This window comes from Paracoccus alkenifer (assembly GCF_900108405.1).
GTDB lineage: Bacteria > Pseudomonadota > Alphaproteobacteria > Rhodobacterales > Rhodobacteraceae > Paracoccus > Paracoccus alkenifer.
Window position 1 is genome coordinate 1 of the sequence record NZ_FNXG01000002.1, and the last position, 25,601, is coordinate 25,601.

The following is a 25,601-nucleotide window of genomic DNA, read 5'->3' on the forward strand; positions in this document are numbered from 1 at the left end:
AAACGGGCAGCCCGCCCTCCGCCTGGCGCAGCACGCCCATGATCTGGGCTTCGGTGAAACGGCTCTTCTTCATCGGAATCTCCTCGTCCATCTTGCCGAGAAAATTCTACCTTCGCATCCCCTTAACCACGGGGAGGATTACCTGTGCATCGACGTCGTGCGGAGAGCGGCGATGGCACCGGCGAACATCACCTCGAAATAATCGAGAGCCGACCCTGCCTCAGCCCGATCTTCAATGAGCTTGGCGATGAATATGTCCATTACGCGTTCTCGCCCAGCGGCGGCATGTACATTCTCTGATCGGCCTGCCTGCTCACCCGAGATGCGTGGTAGCGCAGAGGCAAGCCGCCGCATGAGCTCGCGATAGAGTTCGTTGAAATAGCTCTCGTCGTTGTCGTTGCGCGTGTCGCGTATGAGATAAACGATGCATTCGGATTTTATGTACAGAGGTGACGATCTGTCTCGGACCTTCAAGGCTGCGACGATTTCCTCGCGCGGCTGTTTGGTCAGCTTTACCAGTGCCTGTTCAACGTCAGCGCGACGCGTGTAGGCCGTGCCGGCAGATCGACACTTAGTAAGCGGTTTTACGTCTCCATTACCCAAAGGCATCCCCTTGATCTATCCGCATGTTCAGCAATGATAGCGCCCACAGATTTACCTCGGCTGAGCGTGTAGCCGTCTATCTACTTCGTTCGGCCATTTTAGGGGTACATATATTGAGGATGATAGTGATCCCAGTAGCATTTCTTCACCGTTACATTGTATTGTGGTGCGGCGAGTGATCGGTTGACTATTGGCCCCGCAGCGAAGCCACAGATCCGCGGCATTCTGGCCGATCAGCATGACGGTGCCTGCGTCCTGCTGCTGCTCCCATCGGACAACGCTGTGGATGTGCCGGCCAGCGCCGACTGCGCCAGCGTTTCAAGTTGCGCCAGAAGCGGCGATGCATCGAGCAGCGTACGCAGTTTGCGGCGACGCGCCGTCAGTGCTTTGGCAGGATCAGAAAGATACGGGTCTGTCGTGCAATGGCCTTCTGCAAGTACGGCAATATCCTTGGCAAGGACCCCGATCTTCCGATGATCGCCGTTGCCGGAGTCGTATGCGGGCATCATCCTGTACGGCAGGGTGTGAAGATGCCGTTCGCCGAAATCGCCCTTCGGGTTAAACGCGAGAGTGGCGTTGGTGAGCGCTAGGCTGTTGAGCATGCCGATCTGATACCAGGCCTCGTCCGCGTCCGTCACGACTTTCCAGTACAGGGTCTGGTCAACGACAAGGTCCTGGGCTTGCGCAACCGGAACGCACGCCGCGCAGACAATTTTGCCGCCGGCGCCGGCCAGAATGAGGTAGCCGGTCGTCCCTAAGACTTGCCTGGAGAGTTTGCCCCGCTCATCGATGCGCTGCTGGAGCGATTTGCCTTTCCCGACCGTCTTAAGCTTCTGGTTGATTGTGGCAAACCGGCGTGCTGTCTGGGTAAATCCCTGCCTGCGGATTTCGGCCTCGTCGAGAATGCTCCAAGTTCCACTCGCTTCACGCAGCGCCGGCAGAGCGAGCGGCGCGCGATGGACACCGAGCACGAACGGCAGCAGGTTTTCTGACTGAGCCATGCGGAAAATAAAGCGCGGCGCGACATGGCCGGGGAATCGGTCCGCCGCCATTTCCTTGGCTGATTTGATGGTAAACCCCCATGCGGAACCGCGCGTCGGCGTATCGACGTGGTATTCCGCCCCCGCATTCTGGAGGATGTCCACACATACGGCCGTGCGCGGCATAAGGTCGGCCCCCTGCTGCGGCAGGTCGCCGCCACCGCCGGCCACGGCCGAACCGCTGCCCGTTTCAAGAACCCAGGCGCTGCGTGCCGCACCGATGGTGCGAACCGAAAAACCTGCGGCATCCAATCCCGCGTCGGTCGCCATAAAGCCGCTAAACGTGCTTTGTGGAAGCCCGGTCGTATTCGCTCTTTTGTGACCGACCAGCGCCGCGCCGGGATATTTGAATGTTCCGGGCGCGACCTGCCAAATTTCGGCGATGTCGAACGGCACCGGACGGTCGCTTGTTAGGAAATCATGCTGCCTGAGCCTTTCGTGGTGGGTGCCGTTCAGCACCGTGCCGGGTACAAGGCAGGCAACGCAGGCATCAGGTCCCAAATAACGGTCGATGGCATGAAGCAGGTGCATCGTGCCCAGCTCAAGATGGAGAAAGGACTGTCCTGCGGGCTGGATGCCGTAGAGTTTCGCCCGGCCTTTCAGCAAGTCCCGGTACGGATTGTCGGCCAGCCCGCTCATGGCAAGCCATGGCGGATTGGACACAAGCCCGTTGAAGTGGCCGGCAAGAAGGCCCGGCCTGTAGGTATTGCGCAGGATGAACGCCCAGATGCCGTTGCGCCCGGCAACAGCCAGTTCAGCCATGCAATGCGCCAGCGGGAACAGCGCATCGGAAAGCTGTTTGTAAAGCTCCGGCGACAACGTGACCCCGAACGCCGCGATGGTGCCGTCGAGAAAACTGTCTGCGTCCGCCTTTGTGAAATCCGCAACGGTTCCGCGCCGCTGCGCATCATGCGCCTCGTCATAGGCCCAGTCCACGATCCGGTCGAAAAACTCCCGGTACGTTGGCTGCACCAACGCTGTCGGTAAATGTACGGTCGTGCCGTCAAGCGATACCGGAATGGTATCGCTTTCGCCGACTAGCGGAACTGACGCGGAAACTGGCGTGACGGCGAACAGCGAGTCCGCATGATAGATCGGGATGACGATGGGCTTTGTCGCCGCCTTGATCTCAGCCGAGAGGCTGACGACCCAAGTTGTCTTGGCGAGACTGACGGCCAGCGGGTCAATGTCGAAGCCAGTTGCTACGTCTTCAAGCTGCTCGATGGTAGAAAAGCCGAACCGGATCCGTGTGGCCTTTATGATTTCCGCGAGCATCGTACCGGATCCGCAGCACATATCGACGATCCGGGGGCTTTCCCCGTTCGGCAGGCCGTCGATGCAACGGTCGGCAAGCAGACGGGCGAGCCAGTGCGGGGTCCATTCCTGACCGAGCAGCTTGCGCTGGCTGCGGCGGGCGAGTTGCGCCATAAAGCGGCCGAACAAATCCTCTTCGGGATACCAGCTGAAATCGTAAGCATAGAGATCGCGCTGGAGGTCGCGGGCCACTGCAACAAGCCGGTCGATGTGCGACGGGCTGAGAAGCCAGCCGAAATAATCCTGCTCGACCACATTCTCCAACTGGAAATTGTTGCGGAAGAATTCGCCGTTCAAGATTGCCTTCAGTTCGTCGTCCGTGCTCAGCACCGCCTTGCCTGTCAGCACGTTCGCGCTCAGAAGCCGCGCGAGAAGGGTCACGTAAGCTTCATCGACATACGCGGCGGTGCGGAAAGTTCCTGCCGGCCCCTCCAGATGATCGACGAACTGCGACCAGAGATCGGTGGCAAGGTCCGCCGACGGATCGGCCTTGCGCCCCTCGTCCACCAGCAGCGACAAAGGCCCCGCGCTGCTCTTATATGCGGCCGAGTCCATGCCAAGGTCGGAAGCGAGGAATTCGGACCGCAACGGCCGCGACTGTTCGCGCGCCAGATGCTTTTTGATAAAGCCGCCAAGCTGCTCGGCGGACAGTACGCTGTCATCGGGCAGCTTGAGTTCGTCGATAACAACGAGCGCGATGTCGGCAGCGGTGCAGGCGGATGGATCGACCCCCGCTGCAAGTACGGCATCATAGGCGTACCATTCGACCGTGTCGGACAGCACGCCCCGGACCGTGGAAACCGGCATGCCCGCGCGGACAAGCCCCGCCGCCTGCTCTTGCACCTGCGCGTAACCGGTGTCGCGCTTGGCGGTGTTGCGCAGGTCGGATTCGTACTCAATCGTGGTCGAACCCACCAAATTGTCGATGAACCGGGATGCGGCTTTGCCTGATCCCGTGCCCACCTTGGTATGGGCTTCCGTTCCTTCGGTGTAGTTGTTGATCCAAGTCTCGTGCGCGGTGTCCGGGAACATAAGCCGCAATCGCCCCTGGACCTCGCTGCGCAGCACCGCCTCGACATGACCGGCATCCCGCAGCATGCGGCTGCGCGCGATAGTTTCACGAATGCGGGCAATATCAGCTGTCATGCACTGTCCTTTGACGGGCGGCGCACGCAGCCTCAAGGCGAGAGTCGATATGGCGCGCTACTTTCTTGAGGTCGTTTTCATTCATACCAGGCAACGAAGCGGCTAGGATGAACACATCGATCTGGTGCCGGGCTGATGGCACGCCCGCAGCAAGCTGCTGTCCGAGCGCGGAAAGTCTCTCGCAGTCGCCGTGCGATAAAGCGGGAATTGGCACTTGACGGATGTGTGTCGCTTCGAGTTTGAGCGCGCCGCCGCCAAGCGGCGTACCGGCGGCTTCCATTGCCGCCCTGCACCAGCTGCTATGGAACAGGGCGTAGAGCGCATGCGCTGTCCATCGCTTCTCATCCGCCCACAGGGTTGAGAAGTTGGCATCGATCAAAACCGGCGGCTGCGTATTCAGCGCGACGGCCGGTGTCCCGTGATTGATCCGCGGCGTGAAGATCGAGGGCAGGTGGCGCGCGGTGAAGGCCGGCAACATGTACCAGAAGCGCGGAACGTCGCGGCCGTTGCTTGGCCGGCGGACATTGGTACGCACCGCCGAAAGGTCGGGAATGAACCGTGCCGGCTTTTTCAGGTCCAGCGCAGTCCGGGCTGCCAGACGTACGAACGAAGCGAGCTCGGGCGGCATGACGCGGGGCGCAGACACGCGCCGCTTACGATAAGCCTCCGCCGCTTCTGCGACGAGCCTCTGATCTTCCGGCAGAACCCAATCAGACAAATCAAGCACGCGCGTGGCCGGACCGCGCCCGTCCGCAAAGGCTTGCATATCCGCCTGACGATGAAGAACGGGGCGCAGCGCCGCCACGGGAACGCGGACTTGCATGTTCTGAAAGCTGTCCGACGCTTCGACGGTGACGGTTTCGCCCTCTTCGTCACCGGCCATGGTCATATAGAAGAAGCGGTTACAGCCCGAACGCAGGCCTTGGCTGACCCGGATACCCGCCTGTTCAATTGTCTGGAGGTGCGCCGGTGCCGCGCCGGGCGGCAGCATGTCGCGCAGTCCTTCCGGTACCACCGTCGGCCTTACGTCCCCGGCGAAAAATAGCGGCAGCGCATGGCCCCTGTTCTCGGCCTTCTGAAACCAGCCTTTGCGTTCAAGGCGCTGCTCCAGCGTGCGCCATTCCTCATCCAGCGCAAAGGGGCGGCGCTCAATGCCCGGCACGTCCCCATTCGCCGCGCCGGCCCATGCCGCAAAGTCCCGTTCCGGTTCCGAACCGGGAAAGGCACCGCCCACAAGCGACTCTCCGCCCGCAGCCGCCGGACCAACTTGCAGCCAGGTTGCGATCGGCAGGGACGACCGGGCTGACACAGGCTCTTGCGCCTCGTCCCATGAAAGCCGCCGCGTGATCACAAGGTGCGTGCGCACCAGCGCATCGGAAAACCAGCCGGGCTGGGTATCCGCGACAATGTACTCAAGGCGAAACGCGCGCAGCAGCAGGTAGCGCACGACATCGGCATAGTCGCGCGAACGCCAGGTGGCGGGAACAACAAGGGCCAGGCGGCCGCCCGGCCGTGTCAACAGGGCGGACAGGAGCCAGGCCGGTACGGAAAGATCGGCAAGACCCGAATAGCCGTCAACCAGCGCCTGCCAGAGCGCGCGCTCGCCGCCGATCATGCGCGCATCAACAATCGCGGACAGGCCCCGGCGCACGTCACCGACACCGGCACCGTTCCCGTTTTGCGATTGGTATCTCACATAGGGGGGATTGGTGATGACGAGATCGTAGCCGGGCGTATCCAGCGTCGCGATGGCGGCGGGGTCAAAAGCGCTTCCCGTGAGAATATGGCTGCTCTCCGCAGCTTCGTCTGCCTGCAAAGCCGCCATCCTGCGACCGCAGAAGGCGGCTGTTTCGGAATCAAGCTCTATGCCGTCCAGTCGGCTGAGCCGAGCTCCCCGCGCCTGCGCCGTCAATGCTGCCGCATCAAGCAGGTCGCCATGCCCAGCCATCGGATCGATCACCGTGCGCGCGCCGGAGTTGAGCGCTAGGTGCGCGAGAAGCGCCCCCAGCGGCAACCCGGTAAAGAACTGCCCCAGCCGTTTGCGCTGAGCCGGCGGCAGGCTTTCCTCAAAGGACCGCGCCGAGGATCTGATCGCGCCGACCGCGTCAGTCGCCGGCACTGCATGGAACTCCCGGCAGCTTCTGTTTCGCATACCAGCGATAGAAGACATCAGCGTCGAGCGGGACTTGCTGATGATGGCTGAGGAAATGCGTCACAAGGCGGGAATAAAGCCTCTGCGCCGTCGCTTCGACTGGATCATGCGCGGCGGTCGCCGCGCGGTGAAGGGCCGTCGCGACTGTCCATACACATTCATCTGCTCCGGTCTTGCTTTCGATCCGGGCCCCGGCCTTGCGACGTGGCCCCAACAGGAGCACGGGGTCGCCGCGCACGGCTCCTTCCGTTGTGACCTGTTTGAAGCTGCCCTGCTTCTTGTCGAGAACCCCCGCATACTCCACGTCAAAGCCCGCATCCTGGTAGGCGCGCTGCAAGGCGTTCCAGACTTCGGCGGATGCGGAATGAAACACCATCGTGGCTTTGCCGGACGGCTTCAATATCCGGCGGGCCTCGCTGAACGACCGGGTCAGCAGGTCCCGATACTCGTCAATGGCCTTACCCTGGTCTGGGCTGACGATGGCTTCATCCGTGCGGTCGGTGAACGTCTTGAGCCAAGCCTCGTTTATAAAACTGAGTTCGGCGTAAGGTATGTTAGCCCCGAAGGGCGGGTCCGTGAACACATAGTCGATGCTCCCGGATGGCAGCGCGACAGCGCAGCTGGAGCCATGGACGACTTCGACCTTGCCGCTGCCTCCGTGGATTGTCTCAAACGCCTGCGCAATCGTTGTCAGTTTGCGCCGCAATCCTGCAAAAAAATTCTTCTCCACTGGAAGGCCGCTGACATAGAGCACGCCGGGCTGGGCGCTGGTGACGACTAGGTCTTTCTGGCTGGACTTCGCCACGACGCGGGTCATGATTGTGCCGTGCGCCGCGTTATAACTGAGCAGCCAGAAACGCAGCCCCTCGCGGAGCGCGCCGCGATAGGATTCCACGCGCTCCCACATGCGGGCGAAGACGATGAGATTGCGCCGCGTGTAGAAGTGATGAACGTGGGTAATTCCTTGATGGTAGCCCTTGCGATAGAGGTCGCCCCAGGGGATCAGCGCCTGCGGCACGCAGGACGGGATCGGTTCCGCCTCAATCTTCTTGACAAGAGCCAGGTCGGCGGCTGTGGCCGGACGCGACCAGCGTTTTTTCCCGGTCGAACCATACACGCGGGCCATCGCGCGCCCGCGCAAGGCGCGCTGCTCGCCCAGCACGTCATCCTGTTCCTGCACCGTCACCCGCTGCACATCATCCAGCGACGCTTCATGGCGGCACTTCGGGCAAGCGAAGGTGGAGGATATCTCCGCAGGATCGAGCGAAACGCACGCATCCCACAAGGTGACAGAGCTGTGGCAACCGGGGCAGTGCAGCTTATCGCTCCAGATCAGATGGCGAAGGGAGCCTTTAGCACCGGAGGGATCGCGCGCCTCATACATCCAGCCGTCTTCGCTCTCCCCGGCGGCCAAGACATCTTCGGCGGCCTTCTTGAACGCGGCAGGATCGGGCGGATTAGTCAGCGTCCGGCCGACAAACGAGCCGAGCGCGCCCAGCTCATACAGAACGGCATTGCGAGCACCCCATTGCACGTCAAGACCAAGGCGGATTGCTTCCGCGCGCAGTTCCTCTGGCGGCCGCTCGCAAAGCAGTGCGGCCAAGCCGGTCGTTCCGCTACCCCCGAACCCGTCAAACACGGTATCGCCGGGCTTGGTATGGGCGGCGATATACAGGGCAATCGCCTCCGGGGAAATTTTTGTCGGGTAGGGAAAGGCCCCATAAAGGGCACCGGTGCGCTTTGCAGCCAGCGGCTGACCATAGAGGGCATCCAGAGACTTGGCGGGTATCGCCGGCGCTGACTTGCGTGGCTTGGTCGCGGTGTGAAGCATCTGTCCGTTTTCCCCCGGCATTCTCATTCGTTTCATGTCCGCGCCGGTGCCGCCGTTTGCTGGTCAAGAGCCGGCCGCCGCGCCGCACGCGTGGGCCGCTGGTGTCGCCGCAAGTATTCCTGGATGGCACGCCGCACGACCCAAGACACGGATACGTCGTCCTTTTCTGCGAGCGCGTTAAGCGTGTCATAGTCTCCCGGCGTGACGCTGACTGTGACCCGGGGGCCGAGCTTTTTTGATCGATCACTCATGGTGGGCCTGCTAATGTTCCCCTATTGTTCACTTTAGCGAGATGTGATTCTAATTGCAACATAATGCATCACTTTGACTCGCGAGAACAGCGCATTTCTGACGCCTGTTGGAGTGTGTGTGTTGGTAGGGGCGTCGCCCTCGCGCCGGCAGGGCCATCAGCCCCCACAGGTCATCAAGACAGCGAGAACACCATCATGGCTGGTGCTCGGCAGAGTCATGGAACACCGGTTATCGATGAGCTTCGCCCGCAGTAGTTTCGGCCGGACGATGATTCTCACGGACACTATCATGGACGGCGCAACAACACGGACAGCGGCTGATCTTTCACGTGAAGAACTTTAAGCCTTGGTATGGGAGCGTCCGCTCAACCGTGTCGGACCTGAACTTGGCCTTGATGGACCTCGCCTGGCGAAGCTATGCGACCAGTGGCAGATCCCTTATCCGCGGCCGGGTTACTGGCAAAAGAAGGCGGTTGGCCGGGCGCCCGCGCCGACGCCGTTATCCCCAGTGCAAACGGCAGACGCGCTTACGCAAAGCCGTGCTGCGAGAGCGAGCGCCAAGGTGGGAGCCAAGCCACTCACACAGCGGATGACGGCACGAACTGCCAGGCGAGCAGCCGCAGTGGGTCGAGAAGCCGAAAAAGCTCTTCGCTACCCTGATGCCGACAATTGTGGAAATGAACCGCCCCGGGTTTACCGGAGAGTAAAACTCTCAAAAGGTGAGCCTCATGACAGACAAGAAACACACCCCGAGCTACACGGCCGAGTTCCGCGCGCGCGGCGTTCGGCTTTTCCGCGAACATCGTTCTGATTACAGCAGCGACAGTGCCGCCTACCGGGCAATTGCCTCGAAGCTGGGCTGTTCATCTTTCAGCCTGCGGGACTGGTGTCGGCGCGCCGCGCGTGATGCAGGCGAGCTGTCCGGACCGACGAGCGAGGAGAAGGCGCGGATCAAGGCCTTGGAGCGTGAGAACCGTGAACTGCGCCAAGCCAATGAGATCCTGAAGAAGGCCAGCGCATATTTCGCTGCGGCGGAGCTCGACCGCCCCTTCCGCAAATGATCGCGTTCGTCGACGATCACCGTTCTGTCCATGGTGTCGGGCCGATCTGCCGGGTTCTGGGGATCGCACCATCGACGTTCTACGCTTTCAAGGCCGTGGAGCGTGATCCTGAGTTGGCATCGGATCGGGCCAGGCAGGATCGTCTGGATATGGTTGCCATCAAGGAAGCCTTCGATGGCAGTCGGGGCCGATATGGCGCGCGCAAGGTCTGGCACCAACTGCGCCGTGAAGGGCGCGACATCGCTCGCTGCGCGGTGGAGAGGCTGATGAAGGTGATGGGATTACAGGGCGTTGTCCGCGGCAAGAAGGTCATCACGACCAACCCCGATGCGGCCCAGCCTTGCCCGGACGACAAGGTGAACCGCGCCTTCGTGGCAGACATGCCGAACCAGCTCTGGGTCAGCGATTTCACCTATGTCTCAAGCTGGCAGGGCATGGTCTACGTGGCCTTCATCATCGACGTCTTTGCCCGAAAGATCGTCGGCTGGCGCGTCTCGACCTCAATGACCACCGGTTTCGTCCTCGATGCCCTGAACCAGGCCATCTGCCAGCGGGCGCCGTCCGAGGCTGACAAGCTGATCCACCACAGCGACCGCGGCAGCCAATACCTGTCGATCCGATACACCGAGCGGCTCGCGGAGGCCGGCATCGATACCTCGGTCGGCAGCGTCGGAGATTCCTACGACAACGCCCTCGCCGAAAGCATCATCGGCCTGTTCAAGACCGAGGTCATCAAGTTCCTCGGCCCCTGGAAGTCCGCTGGTCAGGTCGAATGGGAAACCCTGAAATGGGTCGACTGGTATAACAACACCCGCCTGCACAGCGCCATTGGCTACGTCACGCCGCACGAAGCAGAGGAGGCCTTCTATGCAAGCTTGAACGCCGGCGAAAAAGCAGCCTAATCATCGAACCAGAAACTCTCCGGTAAACCCGGGGCGGTTCAACATGGCGGATGTCGTCTTTCCGGATCCGCCCTTTGGATTGGCGAAGGTGATTACGAACATGAAGCCAAGCGTGCGCGTATTCGCTCACATTGTCAACTCTAACATTATCTTTAACTATAACACCAACTCTAATGTTAACTATAACTATAAAGTTATAGTTTGCGTTCTGATCCCTTCCGATCTTTATCACGTGCCAAGCGCCGCCGTTCGGCGGCGCGCTTGCGCCCTTCCCGTGCTTTGTGGGCGCGGATGAGGGTTACGCTGCCGAAAACGTCGCGCTGCTGATCCCATGCTCGCGGCAAAGCTCGGAAACGGGCAGCCCGCCCTCCGCCTGGCGCAGCACGCCCATGATCTGGGCTTCGGTGAAACGGCTCTTCTTCATCGGAATCTCCTCGTCCATCTTGTCGAGAAAATTCTACCTTCGCATCCCCTTAACCACGGGAGGATTACCCCGCCAGCCGGCCGGCCTGTCCGCCTGGCGGACAGAATCGGCGGCGTTGCTGATTCTCGGGCCGGACTGCGGCAAAGCCCTTTGCGGGAGCAGGAGTTTCGCCCCGGCGTCGGGACGGGCGCCGGCAAGCGGATCATCCGGAATTTGATGGGAGTATGCCGTGGCAATCAATGCATTGGGCTATCTCGGGGTGCGTTCGGACCGGTTGGACGACTGGTCGGATTTCGCAGGGCATCTGTTGGGGATGCAGAAAATCGACCGCGGCGGCAAGGCGTTGGCCTTTCGCATGGACGACAAGGTCCAGCGGCTGCTGGTCTCGGACGAGCCGGGCGAGACCCTGGCCTTTCTGGGGTTCGAGGTCGAGCATAAATCCGACCTGCAATCCTATGCTGCGCGGCTGGATGCGGTGGGGGTCGAGGTCCATCTGGGGGCGCGCGAACTGGCCGACCGGCGTTTCGTGGGCGATCTGATCTGGTTTCTGGACCCGATGGGCAACCGGGTCGAACTGTTTCACGCGCCGATGATCGCCAGCGACCCTTTCGTGCCGGGCCGGCCGATCGACGGGTTCAGGACCGGCCCGCTGGGCATGGGGCACGCGGTTCTGCATGTGCAGGATATCGACGTGATGATGCCGTTTTACCGGGATCTGCTGGATTTCCACGTCTCGGATTACGGGCTTGAGCCTTACGGTCTTTATTTCTTTCACCTGAACGAGCGGCATCATTCTTTTGCCATGGTCGGCTCGGGGCAGCGCGGTTTCCACCACTTCATGGTCGAGTTCCAGAATCTCGACGATGTGGGGCAGGGCTTTGACATCGCGCAGCAGGATGAACGCGTGGCCTATACGCTGGGGCGCCATACGAACGACTATATGACCAGCTTTTACGCGCATTCGCCCTCGGGGTTCTTTGTCGAGAACGGTTGGGGCGGTCGCCTGATCGACCCCGCCACATGGGAGCCGCATCAGACCCATGACGGACCCAGCTTCTGGGGACACGAGCGGCTGTATCTGACCGAAGAGGGCGGCCGCAAACGGCTGCGCGACATGCGCATGGATGCGGCGGCACGCGGGCGCCGGGCGCCTCCGGTGCCGGATTGTCCGTGGCTTTATGGCGAACTTGCGAAATCGGGGAGATAGGCGTGGAAAACTATGACGTCGCCATCGTGGGCTATGGCCCGACCGGGGCCACGCTGGCCCATCTGCTGGGGCAATGCGGGCTGAAGGTACTGGTGCTGGAACGCGAAGCCGCCGCCTATCACCTGCCGCGCGCCGTGCATTTCGACGGCGAGGTGATGCGGGTTCTGCAATGGATCGGCATCGCCGATGCCATGGAGCCGCTGACCTGCCAGCATCCGGGGATGCGCTTTGTCGGGCCGGACGGCAAGCTGCTGCTGGACTGGCCGCGCCCGCCGGGCAAGGGGCCGCAGGGCTGGCGCTCGAACTATCGTTTCCACCAGCCCGACCTTGAACGCCTGCTGCGCGAGGCGATGGTCGATCGGCCGCAGGTGACGGTGCGCACCCGCTGCGACCTGTTTCTGGTCGAGGAGGACGAGACCGGCGTCACCCTGCGTTACGAGGACATGAGCCGGGGCAAGATCCAGCGCGCCCGCGCGAAATATGTCGTCGGCTGCGACGGGGCGCGGTCGCTTGTCCGTCGCTTCATCGAGACGGGGATGGAGGATTACGGCTTTCACGAACGCTGGCTGGTGGTGGACGTGATCCTCAGGGACGACAAGCCCGAGCTGGGCGACCACTCGATCCAGTATTGCGTGCCCGAGCGTCCTTCGACCTATGTGCGGATACCGGGCCGGCGGCGGCGGTGGGAAATCACCGTTCGGCCGGACGAGGATTCGGCCGAGATGATCCGCCCCGACAAGGTCTGGGAAATGCTGTCCCCCTGGGTGCGCCCCGACGAGGCCGATCTTGAGCGCGCGGCGGTCTATGTGTTCCATTCGCTGGTGGCCGAGGACTGGCGCCGGGGCCGGCTGTTTCTGGCGGGCGACGCCTGCCACCAGACCCCGCCCTTCATGGGGCAGGGCATGTGCGCGGGCATCCGCGATGCGGCCAACCTATACTGGAAACTGGCGCTGGCCTGCCATGGGTCGCTCGGCAAGGACGAGACCGAGCGTGTGCTGGACAGCTATACGTCCGAGCGCAAGCCCAATGCCCGTGAATATATCCAGACCGCGGTGCGCCTTGGCGGGCTGATCAATACCTGCGGCACCGAGGCGGCGCTGCGAGAGGCCCTGCCCGGCAGTGGCGGCATCGCCCGGATGGAAAGCATCGCGCCCCCCTTGGGCGAGGGGCTGGGCCATGGCCCGGCGGCCGGGCGGCTGTTCGGCCAGCCGCATCTGGCAAGCGGCGCGCTGATGGATGATGCCCATCGCCACAAATGGGTGGTCGTCGCCGATGCCGAACTGGCCAGAGGGCTTGATCTGCCCGCCGGCGTAGCGCTGGTCAGCACCGCCAATTCGCCCGATGCGGCGGAACATCTGGCGCGTTTCGGGGTGGGCGCGGTCTTGCTGCGCCCCGATCGCCATACGCTTGGCAGCGCCGATACCCAGGCCGAACTGGCACAACTTGTTGAACGGGCGCTGCCCAACCCTGTCAATTCCAGCATTCCGGAGATGGTCTGACCATGAAACTGTGTTCCTTTGCCACCAATGGCCGCGCCAGCTGGGGTCTTGTCACCGACGGCGGCATCGTCGATCTGGGCCAGCGCGGACTGGCCGCGACGCTGCGCGATTTTCTGGCGCAGGGCGATCTGGCCCCCGCCGCTGCGCTGGCCGGTGAAAAGCCCGATTTCGCCTTTGACGCGGTCCGGCATGATCCGGTGATCCCGAACCCCGACAAGATCATCTGCGTCGGCCTGAACTATCACGATCACATCCAGGAAACCGGGCGCGAGGAAACCCCGAACCCGGTCCTGTTCGCCCGCTATGCCGGCAGCCAGATCGGCCACGGCCAGCCGCTTATCAAGCCGCTGGAATCCGACATGTTCGATTACGAGGGCGAGCTGGCGGTGATCATCGGCAAGGAAGGCCGCCGGATTTCCGAAGCTGACGCGCTGTCTCATGTCGCGGGCTATGCCTGCTATAACGACGGCTCGGTGCGCGACTGGCAAAAGCACACGCATCAGTTCATGCCCGGTAAGACCTTTGCGGGGACCGGCGGCTTTGGCCCGTGGATGGTGACAGCGGACGAGATCCCCGACCCCTCGGCCCTGCATCTGCAAACCCGCCTGAACGGGCAGGTGGTGCAGGATACCGATCTGACGCTGCTGATTGCCTCGATCCCGCGGCTGATCGCCTATTGCTCGACCATCCTGCCGCTGTTGCCGGGCGATGTGATCGTTTCGGGGACGCCGGGCGGTGTCGGCGCGCGCCGCAATCCGCCGCTGTGGATGCGCGATGGCGATGTCTGCGAGGTCGAGATCAGCGGCATCGGCACGCTGTCGAACCCCGTGCGCAACGAGGGATGAGGCTTTTCCCAGGTCGCACCCTGTGCCATTCTGGCGCCATGGGTGCAGAGCAGAAGCCGGTTCAGAAATCCGGGGCCGTGCGGGCATTGACGCGCGGCCTTTCCATATTGCGCCACGTCAATTCGGTCGGAGAGGCGCGGCCGGGCGAGATCGCCAAGGCGCTGAACATTCCCCGCCCCAGCGTCTATCGCTTGCTGCAAACGCTGGAAGAGGCCGGCTATGTCGCCTTTTCCGCCAGCGCCAATCTGGTGCGGGTGACGCGGCTGGCGGCGTCATTGGGCGACGGCTCGGCGCTGAGTTCGGAAATCTGCCAGAGCGCCGCGCCGATCCTTGCCGAATATTCCGCGCTGTTGATCTGGCCGCTGGACCTGACCATTCAGCACAATGCCTCGATGGTGATTCAGGAAACGACGCATGGCCGTTCGCCCCTGTCGATCGACCGGGCGATGATCGGCTCGCATCTGCCGATGATGCGGACCTCGGCGGGGCGGGCCTATCTGACATTCTGCGACCAGACGCAGCGCGACCTGATCCTGGCGCATATCCGCCGCCTGGGCGACCCGGCCGACGAGCCCTTTCTGGACCCGAGATGGCTGGCGCGGATGATGTATGAAACCCGCGAACGCGGCTTTGCCTTGCGCGACGCGGGCGAGTTCCGTGCCCAGACGGCATCGCTTGCCGCGCCGATCATGGCGGCGGGGGGAATCGTCGGCTGTGTCTCGATGATCTGGATCCGCAGCGCGCTGGGCACGCGCGAAGCCCTTGCGACCTATGCCGCACCGTTGGTCGAAGTGGCTGCGCAGATTGCAAAATCCATAGCGGATTAAGCCCGGATCACAAAACCCCCGCCTGTCCGCCTGCCGGACATATCGGCCGCCAATGGCGCGTGGAATGGCGTATTTCCCGGAAACTGCCCCGTAAACCGCCGGATTCCTGTCCGCCAGGCGGACAGATTTGCAGCGACGCTATATCGCAGCCGCTGCTTCGGTCAGAACTTGACGCGGGGAAAACGACGCTGAGGAGGAGTTGGCGTGTTTCACGATTCAAGACCCATGGCGATTGCAAGCCGGCGCGGGCACAGCGGCAAGAGGCCGGGCCAATGACCCGGACCGCCGGTCGGAAAATACAGTCGCTGTTGCTGGGGACGGCAGCGGGCTGTTTCGTCATCGGGGCGGGGGCGACGGTGCTGGACGTGATCCTGCGCAAGACCGCGGGGGTGAACGTGCCGGCGGTGATCGAATTCACCTCGTTCGTGATCGGGTTGGGGGCGCTGGTTTCCTTTCCCGTCTGCTATGCGCAGCGCAGCCATGTGACGGCGCAGCTGCTCTCTGAGCTCAGGCCCCGGACGTTTTCGCGGCCTCTAGGGCTGTTCGGCGTCTTTGTCGCAATGATCTTTGCGGTGATTCTTTTCGTCGTCATGGCTGACAACACCTGGTCCAAGCTCGGCTCGCCCGAGCTGTCGCGGGATCTGGCCCTGCCGATGCCGGTGCTGCTGGGGATCGTCACCGTCATCCTCGGCGTTTCTGCCGTCGCCGCAATCATCGGCATGATCGCCGAGCTGCGCAGGAAGGGGGCCGGCAAATGAGCGGCCTGGTTCTGGGAAGCCTCGGCTTTGCCGCCGCGCTGTTTCTGATTTTTCTTGAGGTTCCGATTGCCGTTGCCATGGGGCTGGTCGGACTGGCGGGAACCGCGATGATCATCGGCATCGACGGCACGGTCGCCGTCGGCGCCACGACCGTCTGGGACAGCGTCACCAACTATACGCTGACGATGCTGCCGCTGTTCGTGCTGATGGGCAATCTTGCCGCCAGATCGGGGCTGTCCTCGCAGTTGTTTCAGGCGATGTCGGTGCTGATCGGCCATCGCCGGGGCGGGCTGGCGCTGGCGACCATCGGGGCCAGCGCCGGGTTCGGGATGATTTCGGGATCCTCGCTGGCGACGACCGCCACCATGGGCCGGATCGCCATGCCCGAGATGAAACAGGCGGGCTATTCGCAATCGCTGGCCGGGGGCTCGATTGCGGCGGGGGGCACACTGGGTATCCTGATCCCGCCTTCGACCATTCTGGTCATCTACGCCTTTATCGCCGAACAGTCGGTCCGCACGCTGATGCTGGCCACGGCGGGGCCCATCGTGCTGGCGGTTGCACTGTATTGCCTCGCGATCTGGATCCCGCTGTGGATGGGCTGGAGCAGCGCGCCAAAGCGCCAGCGCGCCAGCCGGGCCGAGGCGATTGCCGCGCTATACGATCTGGTGCCGCCGGTCGCGATGTTCGGGGTGATCATGGGCGGCCTTTACACCGGCTTTTTCACCGCCAACGAGACCGCGGCGGTCGGTGCCGCCGTGGTGCTGGCCTATGGGGTGGTGTCGCGCCGCCTGTCGATGCGCAGCTTTCTTGCGGCCGCGATGGACACCGCGGCCACCTGCGGGGCGCTGTATCTGGTGCTGATCGGGGCCAATCTGTTCAACTTCTTTCTGGCGCTTTCAGGGCTGCCGTTCTCGTTGACAGGCATGTTCTCGGGCGTGCTGGACCAGCCTGTGCTGGTGATCCTGATCATGCTGGCGATCTATCTGCTGATGGGCGCGCTGATGGACAGCCTGGCGATGCTGCTGCTGACGGTGCCCCTGTTCGTGCCGATCGCCAGCGCCGCGGGCATCGACCTGATCTGGTTCGGCGTCTTTGCCATCATGGTGATCGAGATGGGCCTGATCACACCGCCCGTCGGGATGAACCTGTTCGTTCTCAAGGCCGTCAACCCCAGCGTCCGGATGGTCGAGCTGTGGCGGGGCATCACCCCCTTTGTCATCGCCGACCTGATCCGCGTCGCAATCATCATCGCCATTCCGGCAATCGTGCTCTGGGTGCCCTATGCCGCGCGCTGAGCCACAATGTTTCATGGGAGGAAACATCATGTTCAAGAAAATCCTGGCTGCCTCGGCCGCCGTGCTTGCCCTTGCCTTGCCGTTGACCGGACAGGCGCGCGAGCTGCGGGTCTCGTCTTTCGAGCCGCCTATGGGTTTCTATTCGTCCAAGGTGCTTCAGGCGTGGATTGACGAGATCAACCCCAAGCTCACCGGGGGGACGTCGCTCAAGCTGTATGCCGGTTCGATCCTTGGCGCGGCGCCGGCGCAGCCCGAGCTGGTCAAGGCCGGCGTTGCCGACATCGCGCTGATCGTTCCGACCTATACGCCGGGGCTGTTCCCGCTGTCGGGCGTGGTCGAGGTTCCGGGTCTGGTCGAGACCTCTGCCGACGGCACCGCGATCCTCAACAGCCTGTCCGAACAGGGGATGCTGGATGATGAATATCGCGACTACAAGATCTTGGCGCTGTTCTCGACCCCCGGCTACCGCTTTCTGATGAGCGGGGACGGCGTTTCCGAACCCGGGCAGCTTCAGGGGCTGAAGATGCGCACGCCCTCGCCCTTCGGGTCGGAAATCCTGTCGATCCTGGGGGCCTCGGGCGTGTCGATTCCGGCGCCGCAGGTTTACGAAAACCTTGAACGTCATGTCGTTGCAGGTGCTGTCTGGGTCATGGACGCCTATCGCACCTTCCGCCTTGACGAGGTTGCGCCGGCCGTCACCTCGCTGCGCTTTACCGCCTCGCCCATGGCGATCCTGATGAACCGCGCCGCATATGATTCGCTGCCCCAGGAGGATCGCGAGGTGCTGGATGAAACGGCGGGCCGCAAACTGGCCGAATGGATCGCCGGCGTCGTCGATGCCACCGATGCCGAGATCGAGGCTGCATATCGCAACGGCGGCAAGGTGAAGTTCATCGACCTGGATGATGATGCCGTGGCCGTCTGGCGCGAAGCCCTGGCCGCTGCGCCGGAAAAATGGATCGAAAGCCAGTCCGACCGCGACGCCGCCGTCAAGGCGCTGGACGCTGCCGGCAACACCCGCCAATGACCTGATGGCCGGCCCTGCGCGGTCCGTTCTCGGGCCGGCCAACCGCATCGGTCCGCGACGGCCCGGCCGCACAGGCTGCCCCGTCGGTTCCGGGAAACATCGCTAGCGCAGCACCCGGCGCAGCCCCTCTTGCACCCTCAGCAGCGCCGGCAGGTAAAGCGGGGCCAGTTCCCCGGCCGAGGATTGCACCGCCGCCACCCCGGTATTCAGCGCCGCCACCACCCGGCCATGCGCATTCCAAAGCGGCACGGCCAGCGAGCGCAGGCCCAGTTCCACCTCTTGGTCGATCACTGCATGGCCGTCGGCGCGGGTCTGGCGGATGCGGGCCATGATCTCGTCCGGTGCGGTCAGGCTGTAGGCGGTGCGCGGGGTCAGGTCTGATTGCTCGATGATGGCGCGCGCCTCGGGCTCGGGCAGGGCGGCCAGCAGCACCCGTCCCATCGAGGTGCAATGCGCCGGCAGGCGCGAACCCGGCATCAGCCCGATGGACATCACCCGACGCTGCGCGGCCCGCGCCAGATAGACGATCTCGGTCCCGTCGAGGATCGAGACCGAGGTCGATTGCCCGATCTGTTCGGACAGCTGGTCCAGCCAGGGCTGCACCAGTTGCGCCAGCGGCATTGCCGCCAAGGCTCCCATGCCCAGCCGCAGGATGCGCGGGGTCAGGGTAAAGAACTTGCCGTCGTAATCGGCATAGCCCAGCTCGTGCAGGGTCAGCAGGCAGCGCCGCGCCGTCGCCCGGTCCAGCCCCGTCGCCTCGGCCACCTCGGCGATGGAAAGCCGCGGGCGTTCGGCGCGGAACGCCTCGATCACGCCAAGCCCCTTGGCAAGCGAGGCGATAAAGTCGGTCTTGTTCACCATGCGCACAGATTTTTACGCACTTTGAACAAATGTCAACATCCGCACGAAACCTCTGGCCTCGTCGGCCCCCTGCGCGCATGACATCCCGGAACCCGCAGGAGGAGGTCATGGACAAACGCATCCCCAATCTGGCCACGGCCGTCGCCGGCATCCCCGACGGCGCCACGGTGATGATCGGCGGCTTCGGCGGCTCGGGTGCCCCGATCGAGCTGATCCACGCGCTGATCGACCGCTATCTGGCCACCGGCAGCCCCAAGGGCCTGACCATCATCAACAACAACGCGGGCAACGGCCATGTCGGCATCGCCGCGCTGATCGAGCAGGGCATGGTCCGCAAGATGGTCTGCTCATTCCCGCGCTCGGCCGATCCGCGGGTCTTTACCGAGAAATATCTGGCCGGAGAGATCGAGCTGGAACTGGTGCCGCAGGGCACGCTAGCCGAACGCATCCGCGCCGGCGGGGCTGGTATCCCGGCCTTTTACACGCCGACCAGCTATGGCACCGACCTGGCCCGCGGCAAGCCGGTGGCCGAATTCGACGGCCGCCCCTATGTGCAGGAACGTTGGCTCAAGGCTGATTTTGCGCTGATCAAGGCCGAGACGGGCGATCATTACGGCAACCTGACCTATCGCATGGCGGCGCGGAATTTTTCGCCCCTGATGGCGATGGCGGCGGCGCGCACCATTGCGCAGGTGACGCAGGCGGTCGCGCCGGGCGGCATCGACCCCGAGCACGTGGTGACGCCGGGCATCTTCGTCTCAAGCATCGTCGAGGTTGCGAACCCCGCGCAAGAGGAAGTCCTGAACCGCGCCGACGCGCATTACCCAAAGGTGACGGCATGACCCCGAAACTGACCAATGCCCAGATTGCGTGGCGCGCGGCGCAGGACATCGCCGACGGCGCCTATGTCAACCTCGGCATCGGCTTTCCCGAGATGGTGGCCCGTTTCCAGCCGCCGGGCAGGCAGGCCATCTTCCACACCGAGAACGGCATTCTCGGCTTTGGCGGGGCGCCCGAGCCGGGGGCCGAGGACTGGGATCTGATCAATGCCGGGAAAAAGGCCGTGACGCTGAAGCCCGGCACCGCATTTTTCCACCATGCCGACAGTTTCGCGATGGTGCGCGGCGGGCATCTGGATGTGGCGATTCTGGGCGCCTATCAGGTGGCGCAGAATGGCGATCTGGCGAACTGGTCCACCGGACCCAAGGGCGTGCCGGCGGTGGGCGGCGCGATGGATCTGGTGCATGGCGCAAAGCGTGTCGCCGTCATCACCGACCACGTCACCAAGGACGGCAAGCCCAAGCTGGTGCAGTCCTGCACCCTGCCGCTGACCGGGGTGGGCTGTGTGACCCGCGTCTATACCTCGCTGGCGGTGGTCGATGTGCAGGACGGGCGTTTCGTGCTGCGCGAGAAGCTGCCCGCAATTTCCCTTGACGATCTGCAAGCCGTGACCGGCGCGCGGCTGCATCTGGATGGTGCGGTCGGCGATCTGGTCGTGCCGGAGCTGTGACATGACCGAAGTTTTCATCTGCGACTATATCCGCACCCCCATCGGCCGTTTCGGCGGCGCGCTGGCCCCTGTCCGCGCCGATGATCTGGGCGCGGTGCCGCTGCGCGCGTTGATGGCGCGTCATGCGAGGCTGGACTGGCAGGCGGTGGACGACGTGATCTATGGCTGCGCCAATCAGGCGGGCGAGGATAACCGCAACGTCGCCCGCATGTCTGCGCTGCTGGCCGGGCTGCCGGTCGAGGTGACGGGGACCACGATCAACCGGCTGTGCGGTTCGGGCATGGATGCGGTGCTGGTCGCCGCGCGCCAGATCGCGGCGGGCGAGGCCGGGCTGATGATCGCCGGTGGCGTCGAGTCGATGTCACGGGCGCCCTTTGTGCTGCCCAAGGCGGAGACTGCCTTTTCCCGCCATGCCGAGATCCATGACACCACCATCGGCTGGCGTTTCGTGAACCCGGCGATGGATGCTGCCCATGGCACGGATTCCATGCCCCAGACCGGCCAGAACGTGGCCGACGACTATGGCGTCTCGCGCGAGGCGCAGGATGCGATGGCGATGGGCTCGCAAGCCAAGGCCGCGGCGGCGATCGCCAATGGCCGGCTGGCGCGCGAAATCACGCCGGTCAGCGTCCCGCAGCGCAGGGGCGATCCGGTGGTGGTCGAGACCGACGAACATCCCCGCGCCACCACGGCCGAGACGCTGGCCAGGCTGCGCCCGCTGTTTACGAACGGTTCGGTCACGGCGGGCAATGCCTCGGGCGTGAACGACGGGGCGGCGGCGCTGATCCTGGCATCCGAGACGGCGGCGCGGACCCATGGCCTGACCCCCATCGCTCGCGTGCTGGGTGGGGCGACGGCGGGGGTTCCGCCGCGCATCATGGGCATCGGCCCGGCCCCCGCCAGCCACAAGCTGCTGGCGCGGCTGGGCCTGACCCCGGCGGATTTCGACGTGATCGAGCTGAACGAGGCATTTGCCGCGCAGGGTATCGCCACGCTGCGGCAGCTGGGCATCGCCGAGGACGACCCGCGGGTGAACCCGAACGGCGGCGCCATCGCGCTGGGGCATCCGCTGGGCATGTCGGGCGCGCGCATCACCGGCACGGCGGCGCTGGAACTGGCGCTGAACGGCGGCAGGCGTTCGCTTTCGACCATGTGCATCGGGGTGGGGCAGGGCATCGCCATCGCGTTGGAGCGGGTGTGATACGGCCGTTCAATTCCATTTCAGCATAAGCTGGATCGCGGCGGGGGCGAAACGTCATGCTGTTTACGGCGCTGCCGCGACATCAAGATAGCCTGCTTGCCAAGGGGCGTTACCAACCTTCGTCAAATGTTTGGGTGTCGTCCAGGATCTCGGCGTTGGTTTCAAGGAAATAATGCTTTCGCTTTCCGTTCTTTACCACCGTATAGCTGACCGTGCATTGAACCGGCTCGATTTCGGAAAGTGCGGGGCGGACAATTTCGCGAAATACCGCGTGTGCCTTGCTGACGTCCGCCTCATCCTCAAGAATGATCCAGAACGGCATTTCCTTGTAATGTGAATGCAGCTCGCCGTTGACGTGTTTCCAGCTACGCCCCGTTTCGGCGCGAACCAGTTCGAGCAGGCGGTCGTGGATCGGGTTTATCGTCCGCCAATCCAGCTGCTGCCAGTCCGTCTGCCGGGGCGGCGGTTCGGTTGCGCCGGTCCGGGCAGGGAATTTGGGTGAGCGGGGTTTTCTTGCCATGCCCCGAGCTTACCCACATGAGCGACAGTATTGCCAGCCCGGATTGCGATATGGCACAGTGGGCATCGAAAATGGGATGCACGCCCGGCCGGATCGTGATGAGGTGTTGATGACGCTGCCCGAATCCGATGAGCTGCTGATCCTTGCATACGAGGCGCTGGAAAGCCGCGCCCGTTTCGATAAGGAATTGCCGGATTTTCCCCTGTTCCGTTCCGAGTGGTCGGCGGTCCATATCGAAAGCCATGGGTCGCATATCCTGTCCTTTTGGCGAGGCCCGGGGACCGAGATGATGGTTCTGCTGACCCAAGGCCAGCCGCCGGAACGGACCTTGGCAGCCGTCGACCACCGGCCGTGCGCACGTAAACCTCGCATCGAACCGACCGAGGGGAGTTTCTTTTTGCCCGGCGTCCCCGTTGGCTCGCCGCGCGGCAGTATTTCGAGTTTCGGCATCTTTGCCGGCTGGTGGCCCTGTGAAACGGACGCGAAACGGCTGCGCCTGACGCGGCGCGGCAAGGTCAGCGAGATCGAGGCCGGGTCCAATGGATTCATGCTTGTCGACTGGAACTCCCCCGCTGCGGTCGAGCGGTTTGATGCCGTCGAGATCGGCAAGACGGGCTGGACGCCGACGGTAGTGCCAACGGTCCCATTCACGGGCGATCATCTGTTTCGCAGTTATCAGCGGTTTCGGCTAAGCGGAGTGGACTGGGGCGACGAAAACCCCGACCTGTGGGCCTATGATCTGTTTTCAATTCAGGGAAAGGCATGGCTGGATGCCGTTGTGGCGATCATGCGTCGCGCCGATCCGCATCGCGATGCTGATATGCTCGCCAGTTTCGGGGCGCATATCTATGCCAATGGCGACGCCTATTACGATCGAATGGAACGTGAGCTGAACGCCGGCACGATCCGGCGAGAGACGCTGGGAATCGTGCTGTCCATGGAAAAACCCGAGTTCATGGAGGCTGATCTGCGTGAACGACATAAACGCCTTGCGGCAAGATGTGGATAAAGAATGACGCACGGTTGAATTGTGAACCTTGCACGCCAGATAGTTCCGATGCCATTCCGGATCGTTTGATTGCGAATATGCCGCAACTTGCGGCCCGGGGCTGTTGCCGGCAACCACTGCGCCTGGATCTCTGCTTGCCGACAACAGCCCCGCGATTCGGGATATGAGCTTCAGGCTGAAAGCTCTTGTCTCACGATATCGGCGCCCGCGCTCAACGCCGCCAGCTTTTGTCTGGCCACATTTCGGGACAGGGGCGCCATACCGCAATTGGTGCAGGGATAGAGCTTGTCGGCGTCTACGAATTGCAGCGCATTGCGCAAGACTTCGGCAACCTCTTGGGGGGATTCGATCTTGTCGGTCGCCACGTCAATGGCCCCGACCATCACTTTCTTGCCCCGCAAAAGCTCGATCAGATCCATCGGAACATGCGAATTCTGGCACTCAAGCGACACTATGTCGATGTTCGATGTCCGCAGCTTTGGAAACACCGACTCATATTGCCGCCATTCCGCGCCCAAGGTTTTTTTCCAGTCCGTATTGGCCTTGATCCCATAGCCATAGCAGAGGTGAACGGCCGTTTCGCATTTCAGCCCCTCGGCCGCGCGCTCAAGCGCTGCAACGCCCCAGTCGTTCACTTCATCGAAAAAGACATTGAATGCCGGCTCATCGAACTGGATTATGTTGATACCGGCTGCCTCCAGTTCCCGCGCTTCTTCGTTGAGTATGCGGGCGAATTCCCACGCCAGTTTCTCGCGGCTTTTGTAATGGCCGTCGTAAAGCGTGTCGATCATGGTCATTGGACCCGGCAGGGCCCATTTGATAGGCTGATTGGTCTGCGAACGCAGGAATTTTGCATCATCGACGAATACCGGCTTGTTGCGGGACACGGCTCCGACGACGGAGGGGACGCTGGCGTCATAGCGGTTCCGGATCCGGACGGTTTCGCGTTTATCGAAATCGACGCCTTCCAGATGCTCGATGAAGGTGGTGACGAAATGCTGACGCGTCTGTTCACCGTCGCTGACAATGTCAATGCCCGCAAGCTGCTGATCATGCAGGGCAACGCGCAGGGCGTCCTGCTTGCCTTCGCGCAGTTCCTCTCCATCCAGCTTCCATGGCGACCACAGTTTTTCCGGCTCGGCGAGCCAGGACGGTTTGGGCAGGCTTCCCGCGGTCGAGGTAGGCAGAAGTTTGTTCATGAAGAATTTTCCTGGCTGTTCCGGTAATCAGGCGGCGTATCGGGCGGACCATTCTGCAAGAATGTCCTGATAGGGCGTGATAAAGTTTTCCTCGGCAAACCTGCCCTGTTCGACCGCCAATCGGCTGCGTTCTTCTCGGTCATAGGTGACGAGACTTAGCGAATAGTCCTTATGCGTCAGGCTTGGCCGGTAAACAGCCCCTGCCGGAGAGTTGGCGTTGTAGATTTCCGGGCGGTAGATCCGCTGGAAAGCTTCCATGGTGCTGATTGTGCCGACAAGTTCAAGGGGCGAATAGTCATTAAGCAGGTCACCCGTGTGATAAAACGCCAGCGGCGCCACCGCGTCCGGAGGCATGAAATTGCGGACCTGCAAGCCCATTTTTGCGAAATAGCGGTCGGTGGCCGAAAATTCGCCCTGCCGGTATTCAAATCCCAGGATGGGGTGTAGGTTTTCGGTTCTATGGTATGTCCGGCTGGTCGAGACGCTCAGGCAGATGACCGGCGGTTTCCCCGAGAGCTGCCGATAGGCGGCCGAATCCAGAAAGCTTTTGAATAGGTTCCCGTGCAGATCACCGAAATCTTCGGGCATGCCGGGATTCTTGATATCCCGATTGTGCCGGGGCAGAATGACGCTGAAGTCGTAATCCCGCACATAGGACGAGAAATTATTCCCCGCGATGCCGTCGATCCGTTTTCCGGACACGCGGTCGATGATGGTCGGCTTGAGAATTTCGATCAATGGAAAGGCGTCGACATGGCGCCGGTCGCCGATGCTTAAAGCGACGGAGATGATGTCGAGTTCAACCGAATAACGGTCACGGCTCGGATTGTCCCAATTCGCAAGCGCATTGAAACGGTTGTCGATCATGGCAAGCGCATTGCGCAGGTTTTCCTGCCGCAATTCGCCCCGGGCCAGATTGGCGAAATTGGTTGTGGCACGGGTGCTGTCCGACGGATGATAGCTGTCGTCGAGGCGAAGGGTTGTGATTGAGTAAGCAAGATCATTTTTCATCCTGGCATGCCTTCCGAGTGGCCCGCAATTGCGGACCTTGAAAACCAAACGATCCCCGTGACGACTGTCACGAAGCGGCGATTTCACCTTGCGGATAGGCCGCTC

General features: G+C 62.7%; 21 protein-coding genes, 1 pseudogene and 1 other annotated feature. Of the genes and pseudogenes, 12 read left to right on the forward strand and 10 right to left on the reverse strand.

What is annotated here, in order from left to right; all coding sequences use genetic code 11:
• Positions 1-138: 138 nt before the first annotated feature.
• The 5 genes from BLW83_RS04210 to BLW83_RS16060 all read right to left on the reverse strand — a co-directional run bounded on the left by BLW83_RS04210 (position 139) and on the right by BLW83_RS16060 (position 8,337).
• A complete protein-coding gene (locus BLW83_RS04210) occupies positions 139-603 on the reverse strand; it encodes a hypothetical protein (RefSeq protein ID WP_143042738.1) in 465 nt (154 codons plus the stop codon).
• Between the two features lie 233 nt (positions 604-836).
• On the reverse strand, positions 837-4,103 hold the full coding sequence (locus tag BLW83_RS04215) for an N-6 DNA methylase (protein WP_090845979.1): 3,267 nt from the start codon (positions 4,101-4,103) through the stop codon (positions 837-839).
• Positions 4,093-6,222, reverse strand: coding sequence for an N-6 DNA methylase (locus BLW83_RS04220; protein ID WP_143042740.1), 2,130 nt, complete (start codon positions 6,220-6,222; stop codon positions 4,093-4,095). The genes BLW83_RS04215 and BLW83_RS04220 overlap by 11 nt, the downstream gene beginning before the upstream one ends.
• Positions 6,209-8,122: a DNA methyltransferase gene (locus BLW83_RS04225; RefSeq protein ID WP_218139079.1), complete on the reverse strand. Its 1,914-nt coding sequence runs from the start codon at positions 8,120-8,122 to the stop codon at positions 6,209-6,211. The genes BLW83_RS04220 and BLW83_RS04225 overlap by 14 nt, the downstream gene beginning before the upstream one ends.
• A complete protein-coding gene (locus BLW83_RS16060; protein ID WP_090845980.1) occupies positions 8,119-8,337 on the reverse strand; it encodes a ribbon-helix-helix protein, CopG family in 219 nt (72 codons plus the stop codon). Before BLW83_RS16060 ends, BLW83_RS04225 begins: the two co-directional genes overlap by 4 nt.
• Positions 8,338-9,065: 728 nt before the next feature.
• On the opposite strand from BLW83_RS16060, the gene BLW83_RS04235 reads away from it, so the two are divergent.
• A protein-coding gene (locus BLW83_RS04235; RefSeq protein ID WP_090845982.1) for an IS3 family transposase occupies positions 9,066-10,300 on the forward strand; the annotation gives its coding sequence in 2 pieces (ribosomal slippage) (positions 9,066-9,366 and positions 9,366-10,300; 1,236 coding nt in all).
• Positions 9,353-9,469: a sequence feature (AL1L pseudoknot), on the forward strand. (Overlaps the previous gene by 117 nt.)
• A gap of 310 nt (positions 10,301-10,610) precedes the next feature.
• Here BLW83_RS04235 and BLW83_RS04240 read toward each other — a convergent pair.
• Positions 10,611-10,724 (reverse strand): annotated as a pseudogene (locus tag BLW83_RS04240) (transposase); the annotation flags it as partial.
• A gap of 229 nt (positions 10,725-10,953) precedes the next feature.
• Between BLW83_RS04240 and BLW83_RS04245 the strand changes: the two are divergent.
• From BLW83_RS04245 to BLW83_RS04275, 7 genes are all read left to right on the forward strand, one after another.
• Complete coding sequence (locus BLW83_RS04245; protein ID WP_090845984.1) at positions 10,954-11,931, forward strand: VOC family protein; 978 nt, start codon at positions 10,954-10,956, stop codon at positions 11,929-11,931.
• Between the two features lie 2 nt (positions 11,932-11,933).
• The gene (gene mhpA / locus BLW83_RS04250; protein ID WP_090845986.1) at positions 11,934-13,430 is read left to right on the forward strand and encodes a bifunctional 3-(3-hydroxy-phenyl)propionate/3-hydroxycinnamic acid hydroxylase MhpA; all 1,497 of its coding nucleotides are present in this window, start codon (positions 11,934-11,936) and stop codon (positions 13,428-13,430) included.
• Positions 13,431-13,432: 2 nt separating this feature from the next.
• Positions 13,433-14,275, forward strand: coding sequence for a fumarylacetoacetate hydrolase family protein (locus BLW83_RS04255; protein ID WP_090845988.1), 843 nt, complete (start codon positions 13,433-13,435; stop codon positions 14,273-14,275).
• Positions 14,276-14,313: 38 nt separating this feature from the next.
• Positions 14,314-15,102: a DNA-binding transcriptional regulator gene (locus tag BLW83_RS04260; protein WP_090845990.1), complete on the forward strand. Its 789-nt coding sequence runs from the start codon at positions 14,314-14,316 to the stop codon at positions 15,100-15,102.
• 308 nt (positions 15,103-15,410) lie between these two features.
• A complete protein-coding gene (locus BLW83_RS04265) occupies positions 15,411-15,860 on the forward strand; it encodes a TRAP transporter small permease (protein ID WP_245728632.1) in 450 nt (149 codons plus the stop codon).
• Positions 15,857-17,158 carry a TRAP transporter large permease gene (locus tag BLW83_RS04270; RefSeq protein ID WP_090845994.1) on the forward strand — a complete coding sequence of 434 codons (1,302 nt, stop codon included), beginning with the start codon at positions 15,857-15,859 and terminating at the stop codon, positions 17,156-17,158. The genes BLW83_RS04265 and BLW83_RS04270 overlap by 4 nt, the downstream gene beginning before the upstream one ends.
• A 28-nt stretch (positions 17,159-17,186) precedes the next feature.
• Positions 17,187-18,185, forward strand: a complete 999-nt coding sequence (locus BLW83_RS04275; RefSeq protein ID WP_090845996.1) for a TRAP transporter substrate-binding protein — start codon at positions 17,187-17,189, stop codon at positions 18,183-18,185.
• A 102-nt stretch (positions 18,186-18,287) separates the two neighbouring features.
• On the opposite strand, the gene BLW83_RS04280 is transcribed toward BLW83_RS04275, so the two are convergent.
• Entirely contained in the window at positions 18,288-19,046 is a 759-nt protein-coding gene (locus tag BLW83_RS04280) for an IclR family transcriptional regulator domain-containing protein (RefSeq protein ID WP_090845999.1), read from the reverse strand.
• 107 nt (positions 19,047-19,153) lie between these two features.
• Between BLW83_RS04280 and BLW83_RS04285 the strand changes: the two genes are divergently transcribed.
• From BLW83_RS04285 to pcaF, 3 genes are read left to right on the forward strand one after another with little or no spacing between them, the layout of a single operon-like run.
• The gene (locus BLW83_RS04285; RefSeq protein WP_090847441.1) at positions 19,154-19,888 is read left to right on the forward strand and encodes a 3-oxoacid CoA-transferase subunit A; all 735 of its coding nucleotides are present in this window, start codon (positions 19,154-19,156) and stop codon (positions 19,886-19,888) included.
• Positions 19,885-20,556, forward strand: coding sequence for a 3-oxoacid CoA-transferase subunit B (locus BLW83_RS04290; RefSeq protein ID WP_090846002.1), 672 nt, complete (start codon positions 19,885-19,887; stop codon positions 20,554-20,556). Before BLW83_RS04285 ends, BLW83_RS04290 begins: the two co-directional genes overlap by 4 nt.
• 1 nt (position 20,557) lies before the next feature.
• Positions 20,558-21,757, forward strand: coding sequence for a 3-oxoadipyl-CoA thiolase (gene pcaF, locus BLW83_RS04295; protein WP_090846004.1), 1,200 nt, complete (start codon positions 20,558-20,560; stop codon positions 21,755-21,757).
• A 109-nt stretch (positions 21,758-21,866) separates the two neighbouring features.
• On the opposite strand, the gene BLW83_RS04300 is transcribed toward pcaF, so the two are convergent.
• Entirely contained in the window at positions 21,867-22,277 is a 411-nt protein-coding gene (locus tag BLW83_RS04300; protein WP_090846006.1) for a hypothetical protein, read from the reverse strand.
• A gap of 109 nt (positions 22,278-22,386) precedes the next feature.
• Between BLW83_RS04300 and BLW83_RS04305 the strand changes: the two genes are divergently transcribed.
• The gene (locus tag BLW83_RS04305; protein ID WP_143042742.1) at positions 22,387-23,286 is read left to right on the forward strand and encodes a hypothetical protein; all 900 of its coding nucleotides are present in this window, start codon (positions 22,387-22,389) and stop codon (positions 23,284-23,286) included.
• Positions 23,287-23,456: 170 nt separating this feature from the next.
• Here BLW83_RS04305 and BLW83_RS04310 read toward each other — a convergent pair whose 3' ends face one another.
• The gene (locus BLW83_RS04310) at positions 23,457-24,485 is read right to left on the reverse strand and encodes a methionine synthase (RefSeq protein WP_090846010.1); all 1,029 of its coding nucleotides are present in this window, start codon (positions 24,483-24,485) and stop codon (positions 23,457-23,459) included.
• Positions 24,486-24,512: 27 nt separating this feature from the next.
• Positions 24,513-25,496: a DUF1852 domain-containing protein gene (locus BLW83_RS04315; protein ID WP_090846012.1), complete on the reverse strand. Its 984-nt coding sequence runs from the start codon at positions 25,494-25,496 to the stop codon at positions 24,513-24,515.
• Positions 25,497-25,601: the final 105 nt, after the last annotated feature.

Coding starts and splice junctions, on each gene's coding strand:
- BLW83_RS04215 (WP_090845979.1), bottom strand. CDS start 4,103: ATGACAGCTGATATTGCCCGCATTCGTGAAACTATCGCGCGCAGCCGC.
- BLW83_RS04225 (WP_218139079.1), bottom strand. CDS start 8,122: ATGAAACGAATGAGAATGCCGGGGGAAAACGGACAGATGCTTCACACC.
- BLW83_RS16060 (WP_090845980.1), bottom strand. CDS start 8,337: ATGAGTGATCGATCAAAAAAGCTCGGCCCCCGGGTCACAGTCAGCGTC.
- BLW83_RS04255 (WP_090845988.1), top strand. CDS start 13,433: ATGAAACTGTGTTCCTTTGCCACCAATGGCCGCGCCAGCTGGGGTCTT.
- BLW83_RS04260 (WP_090845990.1), top strand. CDS start 14,314: ATGGGTGCAGAGCAGAAGCCGGTTCAGAAATCCGGGGCCGTGCGGGCA.
- BLW83_RS04270 (WP_090845994.1), top strand. CDS start 15,857: ATGAGCGGCCTGGTTCTGGGAAGCCTCGGCTTTGCCGCCGCGCTGTTT.
- BLW83_RS04275 (WP_090845996.1), top strand. CDS start 17,187: ATGTTCAAGAAAATCCTGGCTGCCTCGGCCGCCGTGCTTGCCCTTGCC.
- BLW83_RS04280 (WP_090845999.1), bottom strand. CDS start 19,046: ATGGTGAACAAGACCGACTTTATCGCCTCGCTTGCCAAGGGGCTTGGC.
- BLW83_RS04285 (WP_090847441.1), top strand. CDS start 19,154: ATGGACAAACGCATCCCCAATCTGGCCACGGCCGTCGCCGGCATCCCC.
- BLW83_RS04290 (WP_090846002.1), top strand. CDS start 19,885: ATGACCCCGAAACTGACCAATGCCCAGATTGCGTGGCGCGCGGCGCAG.
- pcaF (WP_090846004.1), top strand. CDS start 20,558: ATGACCGAAGTTTTCATCTGCGACTATATCCGCACCCCCATCGGCCGT.
- BLW83_RS04300 (WP_090846006.1), bottom strand. CDS start 22,277: ATGGCAAGAAAACCCCGCTCACCCAAATTCCCTGCCCGGACCGGCGCA.
- BLW83_RS04305 (WP_143042742.1), top strand. CDS start 22,387: ATGACGCTGCCCGAATCCGATGAGCTGCTGATCCTTGCATACGAGGCG.
- BLW83_RS04310 (WP_090846010.1), bottom strand. CDS start 24,485: ATGAACAAACTTCTGCCTACCTCGACCGCGGGAAGCCTGCCCAAACCG.
- BLW83_RS04315 (WP_090846012.1), bottom strand. CDS start 25,496: ATGAAAAATGATCTTGCTTACTCAATCACAACCCTTCGCCTCGACGAC.